This is a genomic window from Staphylococcus microti (assembly GCF_000934465.1).
GTDB lineage: Bacteria > Bacillota > Bacilli > Staphylococcales > Staphylococcaceae > Staphylococcus > Staphylococcus microti.
The window spans coordinates 31,824-52,554 of sequence record NZ_JXWY01000002.1 but is presented as its reverse complement, the minus strand read 5'-3'; the positions used below and the strand labels follow the sequence as shown (position 1 = coordinate 52,554).

17 protein-coding genes are annotated in these 20,731 nt (G+C 38.5%); 12 read left to right on the top strand and 5 right to left on the bottom strand.

Features of this window, described 5'->3' with window-relative positions; translation table 11 throughout:
- The first annotated feature begins 2 nt into the window (after nt 1-2).
- Genes TP70_RS00430 through nreC form a run of 7 tightly spaced genes read left to right on the top strand, consistent with a single transcriptional unit; the run spans nt 3 to nt 8,645 of the window.
- On the top strand, nt 3-3,674 hold the full coding sequence (locus TP70_RS00430; RefSeq protein WP_044358538.1) for a nitrate reductase subunit alpha: 3,672 nt from the start codon (nt 3-5) through the stop codon (nt 3,672-3,674).
- On the top strand, nt 3,664-5,220 hold the full coding sequence (gene narH / locus TP70_RS00425; RefSeq protein ID WP_044358537.1) for a nitrate reductase subunit beta: 1,557 nt from the start codon (nt 3,664-3,666) through the stop codon (nt 5,218-5,220). Before TP70_RS00430 ends, narH begins: the two co-directional genes overlap by 11 nt.
- Nucleotides 5,213-5,788, top strand: coding sequence for a nitrate reductase molybdenum cofactor assembly chaperone (gene narJ, locus TP70_RS00420; RefSeq protein WP_044358536.1), 576 nt, complete (start codon nt 5,213-5,215; stop codon nt 5,786-5,788). The genes narH and narJ overlap by 8 nt, the downstream gene beginning before the upstream one ends.
- The gene (gene narI / locus TP70_RS00415; protein WP_044358535.1) at nt 5,781-6,458 is read left to right on the top strand and encodes a respiratory nitrate reductase subunit gamma; all 678 of its coding nucleotides are present in this window, start codon (nt 5,781-5,783) and stop codon (nt 6,456-6,458) included. The genes narJ and narI overlap by 8 nt, the downstream gene beginning before the upstream one ends.
- 15 nt (nt 6,459-6,473) lie before the next feature.
- Entirely contained in the window at nt 6,474-6,935 is a 462-nt protein-coding gene (nreA, locus tag TP70_RS00410) for a nitrate respiration regulation accessory nitrate sensor NreA (RefSeq protein WP_044358534.1), read from the top strand.
- The gene (locus tag TP70_RS00405; protein ID WP_044358533.1) at nt 6,935-7,981 is read left to right on the top strand and encodes a sensor histidine kinase; all 1,047 of its coding nucleotides are present in this window, start codon (nt 6,935-6,937) and stop codon (nt 7,979-7,981) included. The genes nreA and TP70_RS00405 overlap by 1 nt, the downstream gene beginning before the upstream one ends.
- A 13-nt stretch (nt 7,982-7,994) precedes the next feature.
- Entirely contained in the window at nt 7,995-8,645 is a 651-nt protein-coding gene (nreC, locus tag TP70_RS00400; protein WP_044358532.1) for a nitrate respiration regulation response regulator NreC, read from the top strand.
- Between the two features lie 127 nt (nt 8,646-8,772).
- Here nreC and TP70_RS00395 read toward each other — a convergent pair whose 3' ends face one another.
- The 3 genes from TP70_RS00395 to TP70_RS11720 all read right to left on the bottom strand — a co-directional run bounded on the left by TP70_RS00395 (nt 8,773) and on the right by TP70_RS11720 (nt 12,646).
- Nucleotides 8,773-9,270, bottom strand: coding sequence for an LPXTG cell wall anchor domain-containing protein (locus TP70_RS00395; RefSeq protein ID WP_044358531.1), 498 nt, complete (start codon nt 9,268-9,270; stop codon nt 8,773-8,775).
- Nucleotides 9,271-9,284: 14 nt separating this feature from the next.
- Nucleotides 9,285-10,769, bottom strand: coding sequence for a trypsin-like serine peptidase (locus TP70_RS00390; RefSeq protein WP_052502845.1), 1,485 nt, complete (start codon nt 10,767-10,769; stop codon nt 9,285-9,287).
- A 374-nt stretch (nt 10,770-11,143) separates the two neighbouring features.
- Entirely contained in the window at nt 11,144-12,646 is a 1,503-nt protein-coding gene (locus tag TP70_RS11720) for a trypsin-like serine peptidase (RefSeq protein WP_052502844.1), read from the bottom strand.
- 569 nt (nt 12,647-13,215) lie between these two features.
- On the opposite strand from TP70_RS11720, the gene TP70_RS00380 reads away from it, so the two are divergent.
- Entirely contained in the window at nt 13,216-14,382 is a 1,167-nt protein-coding gene (locus TP70_RS00380; RefSeq protein WP_044358530.1) for a nitrate/nitrite transporter, read from the top strand.
- A gap of 70 nt (nt 14,383-14,452) precedes the next feature.
- On the opposite strand, the gene TP70_RS00375 is transcribed toward TP70_RS00380, so the two are convergent.
- Nucleotides 14,453-16,048: a M20/M25/M40 family metallo-hydrolase gene (locus TP70_RS00375; protein WP_044358529.1), complete on the bottom strand. Its 1,596-nt coding sequence runs from the start codon at nt 16,046-16,048 to the stop codon at nt 14,453-14,455.
- Nucleotides 16,049-16,234: 186 nt separating this feature from the next.
- Between TP70_RS00375 and TP70_RS00370 the strand changes: the two genes are divergently transcribed.
- The 3 genes from TP70_RS00370 to TP70_RS00360 all read left to right on the top strand — a co-directional run bounded on the left by TP70_RS00370 (nt 16,235) and on the right by TP70_RS00360 (nt 18,846).
- Nucleotides 16,235-16,591, top strand: a complete 357-nt coding sequence (locus TP70_RS00370) for a DUF3139 domain-containing protein (protein ID WP_044358527.1) — start codon at nt 16,235-16,237, stop codon at nt 16,589-16,591.
- Between the two features lie 144 nt (nt 16,592-16,735).
- A complete protein-coding gene (locus TP70_RS00365; RefSeq protein WP_044358639.1) occupies nt 16,736-17,809 on the top strand; it encodes a M42 family metallopeptidase in 1,074 nt (357 codons plus the stop codon).
- A gap of 134 nt (nt 17,810-17,943) precedes the next feature.
- Nucleotides 17,944-18,846 carry an EamA family transporter gene (locus TP70_RS00360; RefSeq protein ID WP_044358526.1) on the top strand — a complete coding sequence of 301 codons (903 nt, stop codon included), beginning with the start codon at nt 17,944-17,946 and terminating at the stop codon, nt 18,844-18,846.
- A gap of 63 nt (nt 18,847-18,909) precedes the next feature.
- Here TP70_RS00360 and TP70_RS00355 read toward each other — a convergent pair whose 3' ends face one another.
- Nucleotides 18,910-19,263, bottom strand: coding sequence for a DUF4889 domain-containing protein (locus tag TP70_RS00355; protein WP_044358524.1), 354 nt, complete (start codon nt 19,261-19,263; stop codon nt 18,910-18,912).
- A 239-nt stretch (nt 19,264-19,502) separates the two neighbouring features.
- Here TP70_RS00355 and TP70_RS00350 point away from each other — a divergent pair, with 239 nt between their 5' ends.
- Complete coding sequence (locus tag TP70_RS00350) at nt 19,503-20,705, top strand: CynX/NimT family MFS transporter (RefSeq protein WP_044358523.1); 1,203 nt, start codon at nt 19,503-19,505, stop codon at nt 20,703-20,705.
- The last annotated feature ends 26 nt before the right edge of the window (nt 20,706-20,731 follow it).

Below are 20,731 nucleotides of genomic sequence, written 5' to 3'. Positions count from 1 at the left end.
ATATGGCAAAATTTGGATTAAACTTCTTTAAGCCAACTGAAAAGTTTAACGGTAACTGGTCGGTTTTGGAACATAAAAGCCGTGAATGGGAAAAAATGTACAGAGAAAGATGGAGTCATGACAAAGTCGTACGTACAACACACGGTGTTAACTGTACGGGATCATGCTCATGGAAAGTGTTTGTAAAGAATGGTGTCATTACTTGGGAAAACCAACAAATAGACTATCCAAGCTGTGGACCGGATATGCCAGAATTCGAACCTCGTGGTTGTCCACGTGGTGCGTCATTTTCATGGTATGAATACAGTCCATTACGTATTAAATACCCATACATTAGAGGGAAACTGTGGGATCTTTGGAAACAAGCTCTAGCGGAACATCAAGATCCAATTAAAGCATGGGCGTCTATCGTTGAAGATGAAGACAAAGCACGTACTTACAAATCAGCACGTGGTAAAGGTGGCCATGTGCGTGCGAACTGGAAAGATGTCGCACAACTGATTTCGGCACAATTGATTTACACGATCAAGAAAGACGGTCCAGACCGTATCGCAGGTTTCACACCAATCCCAGCGATGTCTATGATCAGCTACGCAGCGGGTGCACGTTTTATCTCATTACTTGGTGGCGAAATGTTAAGTTTCTACGACTGGTATGCGGATTTACCACCAGCATCACCACAAATTTGGGGTGAACAAACAGACGTACCTGAATCAAGTGACTGGTACAATGCGTCATACGTCATGATGTGGGGTTCTAACGTACCATTAACACGTACACCAGACGCACACTTTATGACGGAAGTTCGTTATAAAGGGGCAAAAGTTGTTTCTGTCGCACCAGACTATGCGGAAAACGTAAAGTTTGCGGATAACTGGTTAGCGCCAAATCCTGGTACAGACGCAGCGATTGCGCAAGCGATGACGCACGTGATTTTACAAGAGTTTTATGAAGACACACCGTCTGAAATGTTTATCAACTATGCGAAACAATATTCGGATATGCCTTTCGTGATTCGTTTAGATAAGGATGAGAAAGGTTATAAAGCGGGACGTTTCTTACGTTCAAGTGACTTTGGCAGTACGTCAGAAAACAGTGAATGGAAACCAGTTGTATTCGATACATTCACAGATACAATTCAAGTGCCAAACGGTACAATGGGTCAACGTTGGGAAGAAGGCAAGCAGTGGAACCTTAAGTTAGAAAACGAACAAGGTGAGAAAATCGACCCAGCGATGACAGTTGCGACAGGTGAATATGCGCTTGCAACGATTCAATTCCCATACTTCGACAACGCTGGCAACGGTGTATTTGAACGTCCAATTCCAGTACGCAAAATGACATTGGCAAACGGCGAAGAAACACTCGTTACAACAATTTATGACTTAATGACAGCACAATATGGTGTGAAACGTTTCGGTCATGAATTAGAAGCAAAAGGCTTTGAAGATGCAACATCATTCTACACACCTGCATGGCAAGAAAAAGTGACAGGCGTGAAAGCAAGTGTTGTAACACAAGTTGCACGTGAATTTGCACAAAATGCGATTGATACAGGTGGCCGCTCAATGATTATCATGGGTGCGGGTATTAACCACTGGTTCAACTCTGATACTATTTACCGTTCAATCTTAAACCTTGTTGTGTTATGTGGTTGCCAAGGTGTGAACGGCGGTGGTTGGGCGCACTATGTAGGTCAAGAAAAATGTCGTCCAATTGAAGGTTGGAGCACAATCGCTTTCGCAAAAGACTGGCAAGGGCCACCACGTTTACAAAACGGTACAAGTTGGTTCTACTTTGCGACAGATCAATGGAAATATGAAGAGTCTGGCGTAGATCGTTTAGCATCTCCGCTTGCTGAAAACATTAAATTACAACACCCTGCAGACTATAACGTTCTAGCAGCACGTAATGGTTGGTTACCATCATATCCACAATTTGATCGTAACAGCTTGTTATGGGGTGAAGAAGCACGTGATGCTGGCGAGTTTACGAACGAAGCGGTATTAGCACGTGCATTAGAAGATGTGAAATCACGTAAAACAAAATTTGCAGTTGAAAACCCTGATTTACGTAGAAACCATCCAAAATCATTATTCGTATGGCGTTCTAACTTAATTTCAAGTTCGGCTAAAGGACAAGAGTACTTTATGAAACATTTATTAGGTACGAAGTCTGCATTAATGGCGGAACCAAACGAAAGAGTAAAACCAGAAGAAATCGAATGGGGCGAAGATACGGTTGGTAAGTTAGACTTACTTGTGTCATTAGACTTCCGTATGACGGCAACACCTTTGTATTCAGACATCGTGTTACCGGCAGCAACTTGGTATGAAAAACACGATATTTCATCAACAGATATGCACCCATTCATTCACCCATTCAATCCGGCAATCGATCCGTTATGGGAATCACGTTCTGACTGGGATATTTTCAAAACATTGAGTAAGACGTTCTCTGAAATGTCACGTGTACACTTAACTGGTACGTATAAAGATGTTGTAACAGCACCGTTAGCACACGACTCAAAACAAGAAATCTCATTATCTTACGGTAAGATTAAAGACTGGACAAAAGGCGAAGTAGAAGCCATTCCAGGTAAAACAATGCCAGGATTTGCGGTTGTCGATCGTACTTACACTGACGTACATGACAAATTCATTTCTGTCGGTCCATTATTAGAAAATGGTAAAGTCGGCGCGCACGGCGTTAGCTTCTCAGTTAAAGAAGAATATGATGAGTTACGCAGTATGGTTGGTAAGTGGGAAGACGATACAGTGAAAAACAATAAGCCACGTATCGACACAGCACGTAAAGTAGCAGACGTTATTTTAAATGTATCTTCTGCGACAAACGGCCGTGTATCACAAAAATCATACGAAGATCTTGAAGCACAAACAGGTATGGAATTAAAAGATATTTCTGCAGAGAGTGCATCTGAGAAAATTACGTTCTTGAATATTACATCACAACCACGTGAAGTTATTCCAACAGCGGTATTCCCAGGTTCTAACAAACAAGGTCGTCGTTACTCACCATTCACAACAAATATTGAACGTCTCGTACCATTTAGAACATTGACAGGTCGTCAAAGTTACTACATTGACCATGAGGTATTCCAACAGTTCGGTGAAGCTTTACCAGTTTACAAACCAACGTTGCCACCAATGGTATTCGGTACGAAAGATAAAGAAGTTAAAGGTGGCGTAGATGCACTCGTATTACGTTATTTAACACCGCATGGTAAGTGGAATATCCACTCAACATATCAAGATAACCAACACATGTTGACACTATTCCGTGGGGGTCCAACAGTTTGGATTTCTAATGAAGACGCGGCACAACATGATATTAACGACAACGACTGGTTAGAAGTTTATAACCGAAACGGTGTTGTAACGGCACGTGCAGTTGTATCACACCGTATGCCACGCGGCACAATGTTTATGTACCATGCACAAGATAAACATATTGAAACACCAGGATCAGAAATTTCTGGTACACGCGGTGGTTCACACAACGCACCAACACGTATTCACCTAAAACCAACACAACTTATGGGTGGTTATGCACAAATCAGTTATTCATTTAACTATTACGGACCAATCGGTAACCAACGTGACGTATACGTTGCCGTGAGAAAGATGAAAGAGGTGGATTGGCTTGAAGATTAAAGCACAAGTAGCAATGGTATTAAACCTAGATAAATGTATTGGATGTCATACATGTAGTGTGACATGTAAAAGCACATGGACAAACCGCCCGGGTGCTGAATATATGTGGTTCAATAACGTAGAAACGAAACCGGGTATTGGTTATCCAAAACGTTGGGAAGACCAAGAGCAATATAAAGGTGGCTGGACACTTAATAAAAACGGCAAGTTAGAATTAAAATCTGGGACACGTATTAACAAGATTGCATTAGGTAAAATCTTCTACAACCCAGATATGCCAGTGATCAAAGACTACTATGAGCCATGGACATACAACTATGAGCATTTAACAACTGCGAAAGATTCTAAACATACACCAGTTGCGAAAGCGCACTCAGTGATGACAGGTCAACGCATGGACATCGACTGGGGTCCAAACTGGGAAGATGACTTAGCGGGTGGTCACATTACTGGACCGCAAGACCCTAACATTCAAAAAATTGAAGAAGAAATTAAATTCAACTTCGATCAAACATTTATGATGTACTTGCCACGTTTATGTGAACACTGCTTGAACCCAAGCTGTGTGGCATCATGTCCATCAGGTGCAATGTACAAACGTGATGAAGACGGTATCGTACTTGTTGACCAAGACGCATGTCGTGGATGGCGCTATTGTATGACAGGTTGCCCATACAAAAAAGTTTACTTCAACTGGAAAACAAACAAAGCTGAAAAATGTACATTCTGTTTCCCACGTGTTGAAGCTGGTTTACCAACAGTATGTTCTGAAACATGTACAGGTCGTATGCGTTACTTAGGTGTCTTACTTTATGATGCAGACCGCGTACAAGAAGCAGCATCAGCTGAAAACGAACAAGATTTATACGAAAAACAATTAGACTTATTCTTGAACCCATTTGATGAAGCAGTCATTGAACAAGCTGAAAAAGATGGCATCGCACAAGAGTGGATTGAAGCAGCACAAAACTCTCCAATCTACAAATTAGCGATTGAATACAAATTGGCATTCCCATTACACCCAGAATATCGCACAATGCCAATGGTATGGTACTGCCCACCACTTAGCCCAATCATGAACTACTTTGAAGGTAAAAACTCTGGTAATAACCCAGACGCAATCTTCCCAGCAATTGAAGAAATGCGTTTACCAGTTCAATACTTGGCTGAATTATTTACAGCAGGTGATACAACAGCTGTTAAAGGTTCATTACAACGTATGGCAATGATGAGAAGCTACATGCGTGCACAAAACACAGGTCGTGAATTCGATGTATCACGTCTAGAACGTGTAGGTTTAACGGAACGTCAAGCGAAAGATATGTATCGCTTACTTGCAATCGCAAAACACGAAGATCGTTTCGTTATTCCAACATCTCACAAAGAACAATACATGGACACATATGCTGCACAAGGTAGCCAAGGATACGGCGGCGAGTACTTCGGTTCTAACTGTGATGGTTGTGGCGTACCAGTAGGCGCAAGCAACAAGTCAGGTCAAGAAATGTACAACGAAAGTTTCTATGGAGGGATTTTCCGTGATTAATCTTGAAATGCTGAAACACTATAAAGACACTTTAGGATTTATGAGTCAGCAATTAAGTTTCCCGGAGAAGTTAACATTCCACCCAAAGACATTTGATGAAGTTTTCACTGAGGATCACCCAGCGTATCCTCATGTGATGACTTATCGTGATTTGATGTATGAAAGAAGCTTGTCAGACATTCAAGCACTGTACACTGATACATTTGACTTCAACAAAAAAACAACGCTCTATATGACGTTCAATAAGTTTGATACGCAAAAAGAGCGCGGTCAAATGTTGGCAAAACTCAAGGTCTTATACGAAATGTTTGGCCTTGAGATGCCATCTAATGAGCTATCGGATTATTTACCATTAATGCTAGAGTTTTTATACGCAGCGAATGTGGATGGTGATAGTCGTGCACAAGAAAATATGCAGCTGATCATTATGATTATTGAAGATGGCACATACCCAATCATGAAATATTTAGAAGAAAAAGGTAATCCATACAGCCATTTAATTCGTGGACTTCGTGAAACATTGAAGCGCTGTATAGTAGAAGATGATGAGGTGAAACAACATGTTTAATCAGTTTTTGTGGGTAATCTTCCCATACCTCTGCCTTGCAATCTTTGTAATTGGTCACATTGCACGTTATAAGTTTGATCAATTTTCGTGGACAGCAAAGTCGAGTGAGTTTATTGAAAAAAAGCAGCTTAAGTGGGGAAGTCTTTTATTTCACTTAGGAATTATTCCAGTATTTTTCGGACATGTCGTTGGATTGTTAATCCCAGCGCATTGGTTAGAAAGTGTAGGGGTTAATAATCACATCTATCATATCGGTGCTGTGTATATCGGTAGTATTTTTGGTATAATGACGTTGATAGGTATGTTTCTATTAACTGCGAGACGTGTGACGAAACAAAACGTACGTCGTCTAAGTTCAGCGTCAGATATTTTTGTTAACTTCTTATTGTTACTGATTGTGTTTGTTGGTTGTTATGCAACGTTAGTAACGAATGCAACAGTACCAGAATTTGATTATCGTCAATCAATTTCTATCTGGTTTAGAGGTCTCTTTATGCTGAGTCCAGATGCAAGCTTAATGATGAATGTACCACTTGCATTTAAATTGCACGTTATATTAGGATTTACAATTATGGCTTGTTGGCCATTCACACGTTTAGTACATGTGTGGAGTGTACCATTGACTTATGCGAGCCGTAGTTATATTATTTATCGTAAACACAAAATTTAATATGGAGTGATGACCGTGAACCAGATTGATTTTTCTCAACATGATTATCAAAACGAGTTAGATAGATTACGTCTCAGATATCAATTTGACTTTGCTGGTATCGCATTACCTACAGAAGATCATGTTGGCACGAAGATCAAGTGGAGATACGTGTCAGGCAACTTGAATGAAAGATATCAACGCATCGAATTGCGCTATGGACGTGGCGTAGCGGGCAATGTTATGAAAACAGGGAAGCCGATGATTATTACAGATGCGAACGAACAGCAGATTCAAAGTGCTTTGTTTAACTATCCGATACTGATTAGTGAACAACTCACTTCCATGATTGCAATACCGCTTTGGCACAATCACCGTGTCAAAGGGGTGTTGTTATTTGGGCAACGTGACAATACACCATTGCCAAAAATTGCAAGAGATATATCTGAGATTAGAGGAATAGGCAGTTTAACGAGCGAGGATAAGGTGATGCAATAATGACACAACAGCAACAACTTGGTAAACTTTCAACATTTTTAAACGCATATTATCATCGTACGTCTGAAATGATTTTGTTCATAGATGCCGAGGGAAAGGTTATCTATATGAATGAAGCAGCAGAGCGCGTAATATCGCCTGAAAATGATTTGAGTGGTATTTCCAATACGATTTGTGGTCGTTGTGAAGGCTATACGAATGAGCATGCTTTACGCACGTGTTATAACTGTTTTCTAGACTCAGAAGAAGTTGGCAATACAGCTTTTCAAGTGTTTATGAAGACAACTGATAACAAAGTCGAACCGTTTACAGCAACGTATCAAACGATTGATGAAGCGAACCAGATTAAAGCTTTTACATTACAAAATGTGACACCACAGATACAGCGACAAGAAAAATTGTATCAACGTAATATGATACAAAAGACAATCGCTGCACAAGAGAATGAACGCAAACGTATTTCACGAGAACTACATGATGGTGTCGTGCAAGAACTGATCAATGTGAATGTTGAATTACGTCTTTTGAAATATCAACAAGAAATGGGTACGTTACTCGCTGGTGCGAAAAATATTGAAGGTTTGATGACGAAACTGATTGATGATATTCGCAATCTATCATTAGAGTTGAGACCATCGTCATTAGATGATCTTGGCTTAGATGCGGCATTTAAGTCATATTTCAAACAACTTGAGTCGAACTATGGCTTAGTTGTGAACTATCATTTTGATATGATGCCACAGCGTTTTGATAGTGAAATTGAAACGGTTGTCTATCGCGTTGTACAAGAAGCGGTATTTAATGCGATGAAATATGCGGGTGTCGATTCAGTCGATGTGTCAATCAGACGTACAGAAGACACGTTGTATGCGGAAGTATCTGATCAAGGACAAGGATTTGAACCGAGTGATTCGCCAAAAGGTTCAGGACTCGGTCTCTATGGTATGAATGAACGTGCTGAACTGGTTAATGGACACCTTGATATTGAAACACAAAAAGGCAAAGGTACGATTGTGTCACTTGATGTACCGATTAACCAAAAGTGAGGGGAATAAGCGCATGAAGATCGTAATTGCAGATGATCACGCGGTCGTACGCACAGGGTTTTCGATGATTTTGAATTTCCAAGAAGATATGGAAGTCGTTGGAACTGCTGCAGATGGAGTAGAGGCGTATCAAAAAGTGATGGAACATGAACCTGATGTACTGATCATGGACTTGAGTATGCCCCCAGGTGAGTCAGGCTTGATTGCAACGAGTAAAATACGAGACAGTTTTCCAGACACAAAGATATTAATTCTAACGATGTTTGATGACGAAGAATATCTATTTCATGTCTTGAGAAGCGGTGCAAGTGGCTATATTTTAAAAAACGCACCCGATGAACAACTGTTATTGGCAATTAGAACGGTTTATAAAGGTCAAACATACATTGATCCTAAGATGACCACATCATTAGTGAAAGAGTTTGTACAATCTTCTAATGATGATACTTATTCAAATGACCCCTTTAAAATACTGTCCAAAAGAGAGTTGGAGATTCTGCCACTTATTGCGAAAGGCTACGGCAATAAAGACATTGCCGAAAAACTCTTCGTATCAGTTAAGACCGTTGAAGCACATAAAACACGTATCATGGATAAGCTTGATTTAAAATCGAAACCAGAGCTTGTCGAATATGCATTGAAAAAGAAACTACTTGATTTTTAAATATGTAAAAAGCGATTTTGTCTGTGTTCCTACAAACGAGATTGCTTTTTTTATTGGCAAAAAAACACCCCAACACAACAAGTGCAACAAAGCAACTTGAAGTATCGGGGTGTTAAGTTATAATCATTTATTGTTTAGATTTGAATAAAGTTGTAACTGGACGATAAGCCAAAAGAGAACCGCCTAATAATAATATGCTAAAGATAGCAAGTGTTGATGTTTGTGTACCCCCGCCAGTATTTGGCAATACTTTCGAATTCGTATGTGATGTCGTTGGTGTTTGAGCTGGCTGTGGTGTGATATTATCTGGTGTCACTTGTTGCGGTGGTGTTTGAACAGGTGTAGTTGATGTAGAACCATTTATCACATTATTGGTTGGCTCGTTGCCATTAGAATTTTGATTGTGACTAGCAGAGCCTAAAGATGTTGGATCCTCTCCGCCAGTTGTCATGCTATTTGATAAGTAAGGTGGTTCTTCTCCGACAGGTGTCGCCGGAGCATTGAGAATATCATAATCTGTAAGTGTATGTGGATCAGTTTGATTTGTCGCAGCAAAAGTATTGTTTGCTAATCCAGTTAAAGTAGCTGTTGCTAATAAAGAGACACAAATTGTTTTCTTTGACATCATTTTCACTCCTTTTATCTTGTGGCTTGACTGTTAACGTAGCCAATCCACTTATTGTTTTGATCGTATAGAGAATAATACTTAGCGCCATTTCCAAGTGTGTATACGTATTTGGCTTTTAGCGTTTGATTGTAGTATTTTGAAGTGAGCCCCAATTTCTTATTCCAGAAAAAGTTTCCCCAAATGCCATAATCTTTTGAAATTATTTTTACATTTTTGTCGAATTTTACTGCTACTAAGTCTGTTACATCGTTTGTATTAAAATAGCCGAGAAAGTTATTACGATGGTCAAATAAAGACAAGTATCTGTATCCATTTGGATGGATATATTCATTTTTAGCAATACAAACTCTACCTAATGTGAGGCTATTATCATTAACTCGGTCATGGATTTTCAAGTCTTTCCATACGATAATTTTTGACTTGGAAATTGTGACTTTTTTATCGTATTTCAGTTCTTGTATGTCAGCGCTCCATTGTTTAATGAGGGCTAATTTTGCGGTGTTTATACGTGTTCCAAAGTTGTATCCCCCAGGACCAGCAGTGTGTACACCTATAATCAAATTTTTGTCATTTAATATAGGACTGCCACTTTCACCATTATATGTGTCTACATCATAATAAAGATTATGGTCTGTAACTCTAATTAGCTTACCTTTTCCTGAATATTGTGTATTGGATTCTTTGTCTCCAGGGTAACCAGCAATTTGTATCGGCTGATTAATTGAAACGTCTGATGAAAAAGTAAAAAAGCCAGTTTTATTGCCTAAATCGTTATCTAGTTTTAACACAGCAAAATCATGTTCTGAAGACCCAGAATTTATCCATTCTTTAGGGACAAATTTTTGTATAACTGATGCTGTTCCTAAAGGGAGTTTTCCAGGTGCTACACCAGCTAAAACAGTAATTTGATCAGCAAAACTTTTTGAAGCAAAGTCGTACACATTATGTGCCGCTGTTAAAACAGTGTTTTTATTAATCATTGCGCCAGTACCAGAAAAAAATCCGTTTTTAAAATGCATTTTTAAAAGAACAATTTTTTTGTAGGGATCTGCTAAATAGTTTTTAACAACTGTTCGGCTATCTACCCCAATAACCTTTTCATTAGATGAAGTATCAGGGGCACTTTCTATAGGTGTGTCAATGGTAGTAGTAGGTGTTTCATATGATTCTGTTACTTTAGAAGAGCCGTCAATTACTGGTGTCGTATTATCAAGATTATCTGTTGCTTCTGAAGTATCACTAAGAGCTGGTGTAGTAATGTCAGGGTTGTCAACTACTTCAGTTGGCTCATCAATGGTAGATGTAGGTGCTTCGAAAGGTTCTGCTGCTTCTGGTAATTCATCAGATTTAGGCATATCATCGAGTGTTAGTGTTACATCAGTTGTGTCCACTGACTCTAATGTAGCACTAGTTTCTTCTGCAAATGTGACCTGCACGTTGTTGAACAAGCAAATTGTTGTGACTAAACTTAATGTCGCAAACACTTTTTTGATCATCGGTTCTTCCTCTTTTCCAATTTATTACTCGTCTTTCTATCTAATTGAGCTGATAACAATAAAGTAACACTTTTTATCAATATGCAATATCTTTTTGTGTGAAAAATTTTTACTAATAGATCTGTTATTTCAAAAAAGGGGAGTAAAATTGATAAAAATTGTGTTTGCCAGTCTAGTTATATGAGGCTTTATCCATAGTCATTACAGCGTTTTTCTTGATGATGATGATTACACCAAATTGATGATAACGAATTAAGTTGCATATTGAATGAAAACGCTTTTATGCATATGCCCATAAGAAAAGGATTTATTTTTCTATCAATGTTTGATTGATACGAGTACTGCGTCATATGTTGCATAGGTTATTTGTATGATTAGAAGCCTTTCATTTTATCTTGTGGCTTGACTATTAACGTAACCGAGCCATTTATTGTTTCGATCGTATAAAACATAATATTTCCTTTTTTGAGCGTGTAGATACCCGTTACTTTAAATGCTTTGTTGTAGCGTTTAGCACTTTGTGTGATTTTTTTGACATCCAGAGACGTCCATATTACAGCTTTTTTTGAAGTTGGTTTTACATATCTGTTGGCCTTTGTAGCAAATAAATCATTCTTTTCCACTTTGTTCACGTATCTTTTTAAATCATTATAATTGTTAAGTAATGATAGATATGTATAAACATTTGGACGTGTATAAATATATTTTGGCTGATATGGCTTACGTAACTTGCTATTTTTATTAGAATGGGGCGTGTATACGTTTAAATCTTTCCCTATATTGATGTTAGGTTTAGTGATTGTAATGTCTTTATCATGTTTAACAGGTTTTGGATCAATACTCCATTGTTTGATAAGTGCTAATTTGTCATTGTTTATACGTGTTCCATAATTGTAGCCACCAGGACCATTCGTGTGAACGCCTATAATCTCATTTTGTGCATTCAAAATAGGACTCCCACTTTCTCCGTTATAAGTGTCTACATTATAAAAAAGGTTGTCTTTGTTAAAGTCTAATAAAGTACCTTTTCCTGTATATTGTGTATGAGTTTTTTTATCTCCAGGATAACCAGCAATTTGTAGTGGCTGATTAAGTGAAATGTCTTGTGAAAAAGTAAAAAAGCCAGTTTTATTGCCTAAGTCGTTATTTAACTTTAATACAGCAAAATCATGTTCTGAAGCCCCGGAATTGATCCATTCGTCAGGAACAAATTTTTGGATTGCTGTTGCTGTGCCTAAAGGAATCTTGCCGGGTGCTACACCAGCTAAAACAGTAATTTGATCAGCAAAACTTTTTGACGCATAATCATATACATTATGTGCGGCTGTTAAAACGGTATTTTTATTAATCATCGCGCCAGTACCAGAAAAAAAGCCGGTTTTAAAATGCATTTTTAGAAGGACAATTTTTTTATAGGGGTTTGCTAAATAGTTTTTGACAACTGTTCGGCTATCTACCCCAATAACTTTTTCATTAGATGAAGTATCGGCCACGAATGGTTTTAAATTTTCTTTAGGCATACCTTCAATAGTAGGTGTAGGTGCTTCTGTTACATCAGAAGAGTCATCAATTGTTGAAGTCGTATTATTAGGATTGTCTATTGCCTCAGAAGTGTCGCTCATTGTCGATGTTGTATTATCAGGATTGTCAGTAACTTCAAGTGACGCATCAATGATTGATGTAGGTTGTTCCATATTTTCTGCTGCTTCCGATATATCATCTGATGTCGTTGTATCGTCGAATGTTGGTGTTGTGATATCAGTTGTTTCCACTGAATCTAAAGTATCCGTCGCTTCAGCAGCTGATGTGATATGACTGTTGTTGAACAAGCATATCGTTGTAACTAAACTCAATGTTGCAAATATTTTTTTGAACATAGCGTTTTACCTCTTTCTTTATTTAGTACTGTCTTCCCCTCTAAGTGAGTTGACAACAATAAAGTAACACTTTTTATTAAAATGTAATATCTTTTCGCGACAAAATATTTTGTTGCGCAAAATTTGTTGTTTAAAAAATAAATAAAGCTAATTAGAACTATATTCAAAACACATATCAAATAGGTATTTATCCATTGTCATCATAGCGTTTTTTTATATCATTATTATTGTTTGAAATATATATTTGAAAAGCATTTTGTCGTTTAGAGAAAACGATTTTATGCATATGCCTAAATAAGGGATAAATGCTTTGAATCATGTGGGGGGTGAACACGTGGTATGCCTAGCTTGGTGAATTATGATTGGATGAATCCGCCATTTTAGTGGTTACATAGATCTCATTTGTGTCTGTTTTGTGTTAGGGGATACCCCTTCGTCGGTATAGGGTAAGTCCTTATGTTATGTATTTCACAATAACGTTACACTGAGAAATGAACAAACGTATCAAAAATGAACACAGTATAGCCTTTTTGATACAAGAGATCTATTACAGAAAAAGGTGAATCAATATGGATAAGTCAAAAGCTGGTTTGCAGTTAGGGCTTCAAACGCTCAGTTTAGTTGCTGGGTTCATGGCATGGACAATCATTGCACCATTAATGCCATTTATTTCCCAGGACATTGAAATAACAAGTGGACAATTATCAATTATTTTAGCAATTCCTGTTATTTTAGGTTCAGTATTACGTGTGCCGTTCGGTTATTTAACAAATATCGTTGGTGCGAAATGGGTATTTTTCACAAGTTTCATCGTGTTACTTGTGCCGATTTTCCTATTAAGTCAAGCGTCAACACCGGGTAACTTAATGTTTGCTGGTTTCTTCCTAGGTGTCGGCGGTGCGATTTTCTCAGTAGGTGTGACATCTATTCCGAAATATTTTGCCAAAGACAAGGTTGGTCTAGCAAATGGTATTTACGGTATGGGTAACCTAGGGACAGCTGTATCAGCGTTCTTAGCACCACCAATCGCAGGTATTATCGGTTGGCAAAACACAGTGATGAGTTACTTAGCAGTTATGGTCGTATTTGCGATTATTATGTTCTTATTGGGTGACGGTAATGAACCAAAAGTAAAAGTACCGTTAGTAGAACAATCACGAAAATTATTAGGTAACTATAAGTTGTACTACACAAGTTTCTGGTATTTCATCACATTCGGTGCATTCGTAGCATTCGGTCTATTCTTACCAAACTTCTTAGTAGAACACTTCGGCGTAGACAAAGTAGATGCAGGTATCCGTACAGGTGTCTTCATTGCATTAGCAACATTCCTACGTCCGGTAGGTGGTATGTTAGGAGACAAATTCGATGCTGTAACAATGTTAAAAGTATTCTTCTCATTTATGGTTGTGGGTGCTGTAATCATTGGTTTATCAGATAGCATGGTATTATTTACAGTCGGATGTTTAACTGTAAGTGTTTGTGCAGGTATCGGAAATGGTTTGATTTTCAAACTTGTACCACATTACTTCGCTAAAGAAGCGGGTGTTGCAAATGGTATCGTATCAATGATGGGTGGCCTTGGTGGTTTCTTCCCACCACTTGTGATCTCAGCTGTCACATCAATGACAGGAAGCAGCAACTTAGCATTCTTCTTACTTGCTGTTTTCGGTGTTGTAGCATTAGGAACAATGTTCCACTTATCTAAACGCGAAAAAGCAGCAGTTGTACGTTAATCATATAACAATAAATACACAGTATTTAACAAGCGCGTTAAATACTGTGTATTTTTAAATGTTTACGTATCTATAAAAAATGTTTTTTAATGATCGTTGTTAAAAGTATTGGCAATTCTTCAAACGCACTTTTCGTATGAATGCGTTCGGTCACTTTATGTGCATCTTTGCCGATAGGGCCGCAGTTTAGCATTGGCGCTTGAATTTTTTCAATCGCTTCAAATGGAATTGTGTATGTTTGATTGAACACAGGTGTCTGCTGTTCATAGGCTTCAAAACCTGATCCATTTGGTGAGAGCGCTACATAACTTAAATCACTAATACCATTAAAGTAATGAATGCGTTTAGATGTACGACCGAAATGCTTCTGAGATGTCTCATTGATGGTTGCACTTAACGCCTCTGTCAGTGGATGGTAAGAAGCATTTGTTGCCGGATAATAAGGCGGTGCAAAGAATGTCACAACAGTAGGGCCTAACCCACGGCATTGTTGCGTCAGTGCATCTACAATTGCGATAGACTGCAAATGCGGTTCTGTCTCCGTTGCAATATTTTCAGCAATCAGTTTATCAACGGTTGCTTGCCCATAATGTTCAATAGCATATTTCAGTAAAGCATCGTAAGTCATCAACTGCATATTGAGCGCTGTGCCATCAGTATTTGCGATACGTTGTCGATATTGTGCAAGTCCTTTTTCTAATCCTTGGGCTACCGCCTCATTGAAGTTTTCAAAAATCTCATTCGCATTGCGTTTAAATAAGAACATATTAAAGAGCGCAACAGAACGGAAAGGTGTTTGTACATCATAATGTTGCTTCATATCTGCAACACGCAAGCTCACGGGCAATGGCGTTTCTTCCGTTTCAAAGCATTCTTGAAAGCGTGTATGATACTCAATTTCTTGCTGAATATAACTTAAAATAAAATTGGAACTTAGCCCGTTGGCAGGTGTCCCAACATGGGTTTCACGACCATAGACAAGCACGCTTGGCATAATTTTACCGATTGAACCTGTGTAGTGATAATGGTTGGTATCATAATGTGCTTGTTGGAATGTTGGTTCACTGTTCAAATGGAGTGCAATAGATAAGTCATGTTGCTGACAAAGTTGCGCTACATGGGCAACAGCCGCATGCATGCCTTTAGACGTCACTTCTTCATCTGGCACAGTCATTAATACAAGGTTGACGTCCCATTGTTCAAGAATGGCCTTTTCAATGAGGGACATATGTAACATTAATCCAGGCTTCATATCCATGGCACCACGGCCGAATAAGTAATCACCAGAGCGTAAATCGGCTTTGCTCATATCATCTAAATAGCGCATATCTTCTTGAAAAGTGGCTGTCAGTTTGTCCATATCAAAAGCTTGTGATTGTAATGCACCGTAGTCTTCTATACCAACCGTATCGAAATGACTGATGAGCGTAATCGTTTGTGTTGCTTTTGGTGCTTTGTATAGTGCGACCACAGCATGACGTGCATCATCTGTGGGTGTCAGTGTTATGTATTCAGGGTGTTGTTGAAAATATGGGAGTTGCATTAATAAGTCACGAATCATTGTAGGAAATGTTTGTTCACCTTGGGAGTGTGTGACGCTATCATGTGCTACCAGTTGTTTTAATAAAGCAGCACGACTTTCAGGTGTTTGCCATAATGTATGCATAAGAATGCTCCTTCCATTCATAAAGTTGTCACTTAATTTATTGTAAAGGTTTTCATATTGTATATTCAAATCATTTGATAAACGCATAGATTTCTAACGATTATGTGACGCGAAGATGAGTGGGTACTGAAAACGCTTGAATTGTGTTAAGATGTAGCATATATACCAATTTTGGAGGCGCACAAAATGGCAAAGAAAATTATCGGTTTTATATTCGCAGCGATTGTCCTGTTTATTCTGGTTGGAGCGGGATTTTTTGGCTATAAAGGGTATCAAAAGAGTCAAAACTTAAAATTAATCGACCAGTATTTAACAGAGCAGCACTTGGATAGTAAAATCATTAAAGAAAAAGAAGATTATGATCCGCGTAAAGGTATTTTCTATAAGGAACTTACATTAGAAGGTGATGAGAAAAACACATACATTGCGCAACCGATACATTTAAAACGTGGTTTGTTCTTACAAGGCTTCAATACTGAAACGAAAAAGCATGATAAAAAAGCGAAATATAACTTCTTTGATGAAAACTACAAAATGAAATAAGGTGTTTAAAAACCTTGGCAAAGTTTGGGCTGGACACAGCGTTGTCAGGGTTTTTATTTTATCTACGAGTGGATGTCCAATATACAAAATATTGTGTCTTTTTGGTATGATTGGAGATAGAGAGAATAAAGGGGTGTATGAATGATGACAGAAACAAAGAAATTATTAAAGCACTTAACAGATCTTGATGGGATTGCTGGGCATGAATATGATGTCAAAAAGGCAATGACTGCATTACTTGAACCTAATAGTGATGAGATGATTTATGACAATCTCGGTGGTGTTTTTGGGAAAAAGATTTCTCAAAAAGGGCAACGTACGCTTATGATTGCGGGGCACTTAGATGAAATTGGTTTTATAGTGACGAAGATTGATGACAATGGCTTTATTAAATTTACGCCAATTGGTGGTTGGTGGAACCAAGTGATGCTTTCACAAAAAGTGACGGTTACGACAGATGAAGGTAAAAAAATCCGTGGTATTATCGGTTCAAAACCACCGCATGTACTTGGAGATGAAGAGCGTAACAAACCGGTTGATATCAAAAGTATGTTTATCGACGTTGGTGCACGTGATAAAGCAGAAGTTGAAGCGGCAGGCATTGAAATTGGTAATATGATTACACCATACTCAGAGTTTGAGACATTATTAAATGAAGACTATATGACGGCGAAAGCATTTGATAATCGCTTTGGCTGTGCACTGGCAGTAGATGTATTGGCAGCGTTAAAAGATGAAGATTTAGCTGTTAACTTAGTTGCAGGTGCGAATGTTCAAGAAGAAGTCGGTTTACGTGGTGCAAAAGTAGCGACGCACAAGATTAAACCAGACCTTGCTATTGCGGTCGATGTGGGTGTTGCGTATGATACGCCAGGCATGACATCAGATGGCGATGTGAAGTTAGGGAAAGGACCACTTATTTTGAATATGGACGCAAGTAATATCGGACATGTTGGGCTGATTCGCCATATTAAAAAAGTCGCAAAAGAACATGATATTACTTTACAGTGGGATTCATTACCAGGTGGTGGCACAGATGCCGGAAATATTCACACAACATTAGACGGTGTACCATCTATCGCATTGTCAGTGCCACTCCGCTATATGCATTCAAATGTTTCAGTTATGAGCCAGTCAGACTACGAACAAGCCGTGAAGCTTGTGGCAGAAGTTGTTAAAGCGTTAACGGATGATGTTGTTGATGAAATCATCTGGTAAGCCATCAATAAAATCGCCTTGTTGTGTAAAGTGATATGCACAGCAAGGTTTTTCCTTTGCCACAAAATAAAATGGGATTGTCTATTCTAGTCAAAACATGTTAGATTGATAAAAATAACGTTAGGGGGACGCATATGACACAACAACATGAAAAACGCTGGCTCGGTTATTTGCTCGTTATCATCGGTGCAACCTTTTGGGGTGTTGGTGGGACGGTATCCCAATGGCTCTTTCAACATGCACATATAGATGTGTCATGGTTTGTCGCTGTTCGACTCGTCATTTCAGGCTTTTTGCTGATTGTAATTGCCTTTATGACACAGGGAATGAAGGTTTTTATGGTTTGGTGGGATAAGCGTGCTGCCTTACAAATGATTATTTACGGTATTTTAGGCATGCTCGCTGTACAATATACGTTTATGTCATCCATCAATTACGGAAATGCTGCAGTAGCAACCTTGTTACAATATCTAGGACCTATTTTCATTATTTTTTACTTAGTTCTAACGAAAGTGACGACGTTTGGTATAAAAGAAGCACTTGCCATTGTCCTCGCCTTGTCAGGAACGTATCTACTTTTAACTAATGGGTATTTGGAAAATTTACAAGTACCGAAACTTGCGATTATTTGGGGGTTATTGTCTGCCATCGCACTTGCATTTTATACAATTTACCCAGTGAAATTGTTAGCACGTTGGGGTTCGTTAAGTGTTGTTGGTTGGGCTATGTTCATTGGTGGCATCGCTTTAAGTTTTGTGCATCCACCATGGCAAGTCGATTTGTCAGGTTGGTCAACACAAACGCATCTACTTTTTTGGTTTGCGATTATTTTTGGGACGATGCTCGCATTTTGGTTTTATATCGACAGTTTACATTATTTATTTCCACATGAAGCGGGCTTGCTTGGGACGATCGAGCCGCTTACCGCATTGTTGACGTCCGTCGTATGGTTGAATGTTTCATTTGGCATTTGGCAATTGCTAGGCGTTGCGCTCATTATTTTAATGGTCATTGTTTTATCAATCGTAAAGAAATAGTGCATAACAAAAAGAACCGGCAATATACCGGTTCTTTTGAATATTTATGTCGAGACATCAACATTAATGGTGATGTGATTCCATATGCATATCGTGAATTTTAGTCATCAAACCATGTGGAATATCATCGTGGTCGACTATTTCTTGCTTAACGAAATGATGATCGCTATCTTTTTCAGCAGTCAGTTTCACGAAATCACCTTTTTGTGGTTTAAATTGATCGTCTGGTGTAATCGCAACGTGTTCTTCTACTTCATTTGTAGATGCGTTAACGATTTTCTCAGCAGTTGTGTCATCCATCATGTAACCATAGTAAGTTTCTTTTTGACTAGACATCATAATAGCAATCACAATGCCAGCTGTTACAACAAGCATCGCAACAATAATAACAATACCAAGTGTTTGTTTTTGTTTCATCTGGTATAGGCTCCTTTATGTAAAGATAGTTTTATTGTATATGAAGAAAACGGATACAGGAAGTAATAACTAACGATATTACGTGACAAAATTGTGACGTTCATCATTTTAAAATAGCATTTTAATCATTAAGCTGCACAATGTTAAGTATTTATTTGCTAAATTGCGCACAATTCGTATCCAAAATACAGCATCAATTATGATAAGATAAAGACAAATAATGACTGGAGGATTTGCGAATGACCAATCAATTGTATGGGAAACGTATACAAGATCAATGGCTATTAGTAATAGGTATTGTTTTAATTGCTGGGACATTGCGTGCGCCTTTAACAGCTGTTGGCCCTGTTATTAATGATATTAAAGTAGATTTACATATCAATAATGGGGTTGCCGGATTAATCACGACAATTCCGCTTATCATCTTTGGTATTTTTTCACCAGTAGCTTCTAAAGTATTAGAGCGATATGCGATGCCTCATGTCTTATTCTATGCCGTGTTGTTAACAATTGTAGGACTCGTATTGCGTGTGAGCGGTGGTGTCGCCACATTTTTTATCGGCACGGTTGTCTTAGGCATAGCAATAGCATTTGGTAATGTCACACTGCCAGCGTATGCAAAATGGCGTTTTCCACTACAAATTGGATTGATTACCGGGATTTATAGTGCGACGATGAACTTTACAGCCGGTCTCGGTGGGGGATTGAGTTACCCACTTTCTACACTGTCATCATTGTCTTATCGTTTATCACTCGTTTTTTGGGTATTGATTGCGGTTTGTGCGATTATCGTTTGGTTACCGCAGTTGAAAAAAACGGATGACAGTATGGAGGCAATTGATGTAGATACGCAAAGTAACCAGAAGCCGGTAAAAATTTATCGTTCTAAAATGGCGTGGGCGGTTGCTTTGATGATGGCGTTCCAATCAATGATGTTTTACAGTATTGTGGCGTGGTATCCGTCTATTTTAGTGAGTAAAGGCATTGCGCCTGAATCAGCGGGTTACTTTTTAATGTTAAATCAATTTGCGCAATTGCCAATGACATTTATGTTCCCAATTATTGCGGCTAGAATGCAAAGCCAACGTGTGCTCGTCTACATTATCGTAGCGTTGATGGGAACAGGATTTAGCTTACTTTTCACAAATCATTATTGGCTGTTAATTTTAGCGATGATTTTGACTGGTATGGGTATCGGTGCGTGTTTTAGTGTATGTATGACACTCTTTTCTATTCGTGCTAAAACAACACGTGTCAGTATGGCGCTTTCTGGCTTTGGACAATCTGTCGGTTATTGGATTGCAGCGATTGGGCCGTTTCTGATTGGCATGGTTTATGATATGAGTCACACGTGGTCTATCGGTATTATCATTATGTTAACGATGAATCTCATGGTGTTAATCTTCGGTTGGTATGCGACTAAAAATGAATATATCGAGTAAAAAAAGAGTGGTTTGCGTAAAGGGCA

What these genes read in the sequence shown, in the direction of transcription:
- TP70_RS00430 (WP_044358538.1), top strand. Translation starts at nt 3, where the DNA reads ATGGCAAAATTTGGATTAAACTTCTTTAAGCCAACTGAAAAGTTTAAC.
- narI (WP_044358535.1), top strand. Translation starts at nt 5,781, where the DNA reads ATGTTTAATCAGTTTTTGTGGGTAATCTTCCCATACCTCTGCCTTGCA.
- TP70_RS00405 (WP_044358533.1), top strand. Translation starts at nt 6,935, where the DNA reads ATGACACAACAGCAACAACTTGGTAAACTTTCAACATTTTTAAACGCA.
- nreC (WP_044358532.1), top strand. Translation starts at nt 7,995, where the DNA reads ATGAAGATCGTAATTGCAGATGATCACGCGGTCGTACGCACAGGGTTT.
- TP70_RS00395 (WP_044358531.1), bottom strand. Translation starts at nt 9,270, where the DNA reads ATGTCAAAGAAAACAATTTGTGTCTCTTTATTAGCAACAGCTACTTTA.
- TP70_RS00390 (WP_052502845.1), bottom strand. Translation starts at nt 10,769, where the DNA reads ATGATCAAAAAAGTGTTTGCGACATTAAGTTTAGTCACAACAATTTGC.
- TP70_RS11720 (WP_052502844.1), bottom strand. Translation starts at nt 12,646, where the DNA reads ATGTTCAAAAAAATATTTGCAACATTGAGTTTAGTTACAACGATATGC.
- TP70_RS00380 (WP_044358530.1), top strand. Translation starts at nt 13,216, where the DNA reads ATGGATAAGTCAAAAGCTGGTTTGCAGTTAGGGCTTCAAACGCTCAGT.
- TP70_RS00375 (WP_044358529.1), bottom strand. Translation starts at nt 16,048, where the DNA reads ATGCATACATTATGGCAAACACCTGAAAGTCGTGCTGCTTTATTAAAA.
- TP70_RS00370 (WP_044358527.1), top strand. Translation starts at nt 16,235, where the DNA reads ATGGCAAAGAAAATTATCGGTTTTATATTCGCAGCGATTGTCCTGTTT.
- TP70_RS00365 (WP_044358639.1), top strand. Translation starts at nt 16,736, where the DNA reads ATGACAGAAACAAAGAAATTATTAAAGCACTTAACAGATCTTGATGGG.
- TP70_RS00360 (WP_044358526.1), top strand. Translation starts at nt 17,944, where the DNA reads ATGACACAACAACATGAAAAACGCTGGCTCGGTTATTTGCTCGTTATC.
- TP70_RS00355 (WP_044358524.1), bottom strand. Translation starts at nt 19,263, where the DNA reads ATGAAACAAAAACAAACACTTGGTATTGTTATTATTGTTGCGATGCTT.
- TP70_RS00350 (WP_044358523.1), top strand. Translation starts at nt 19,503, where the DNA reads ATGACCAATCAATTGTATGGGAAACGTATACAAGATCAATGGCTATTA.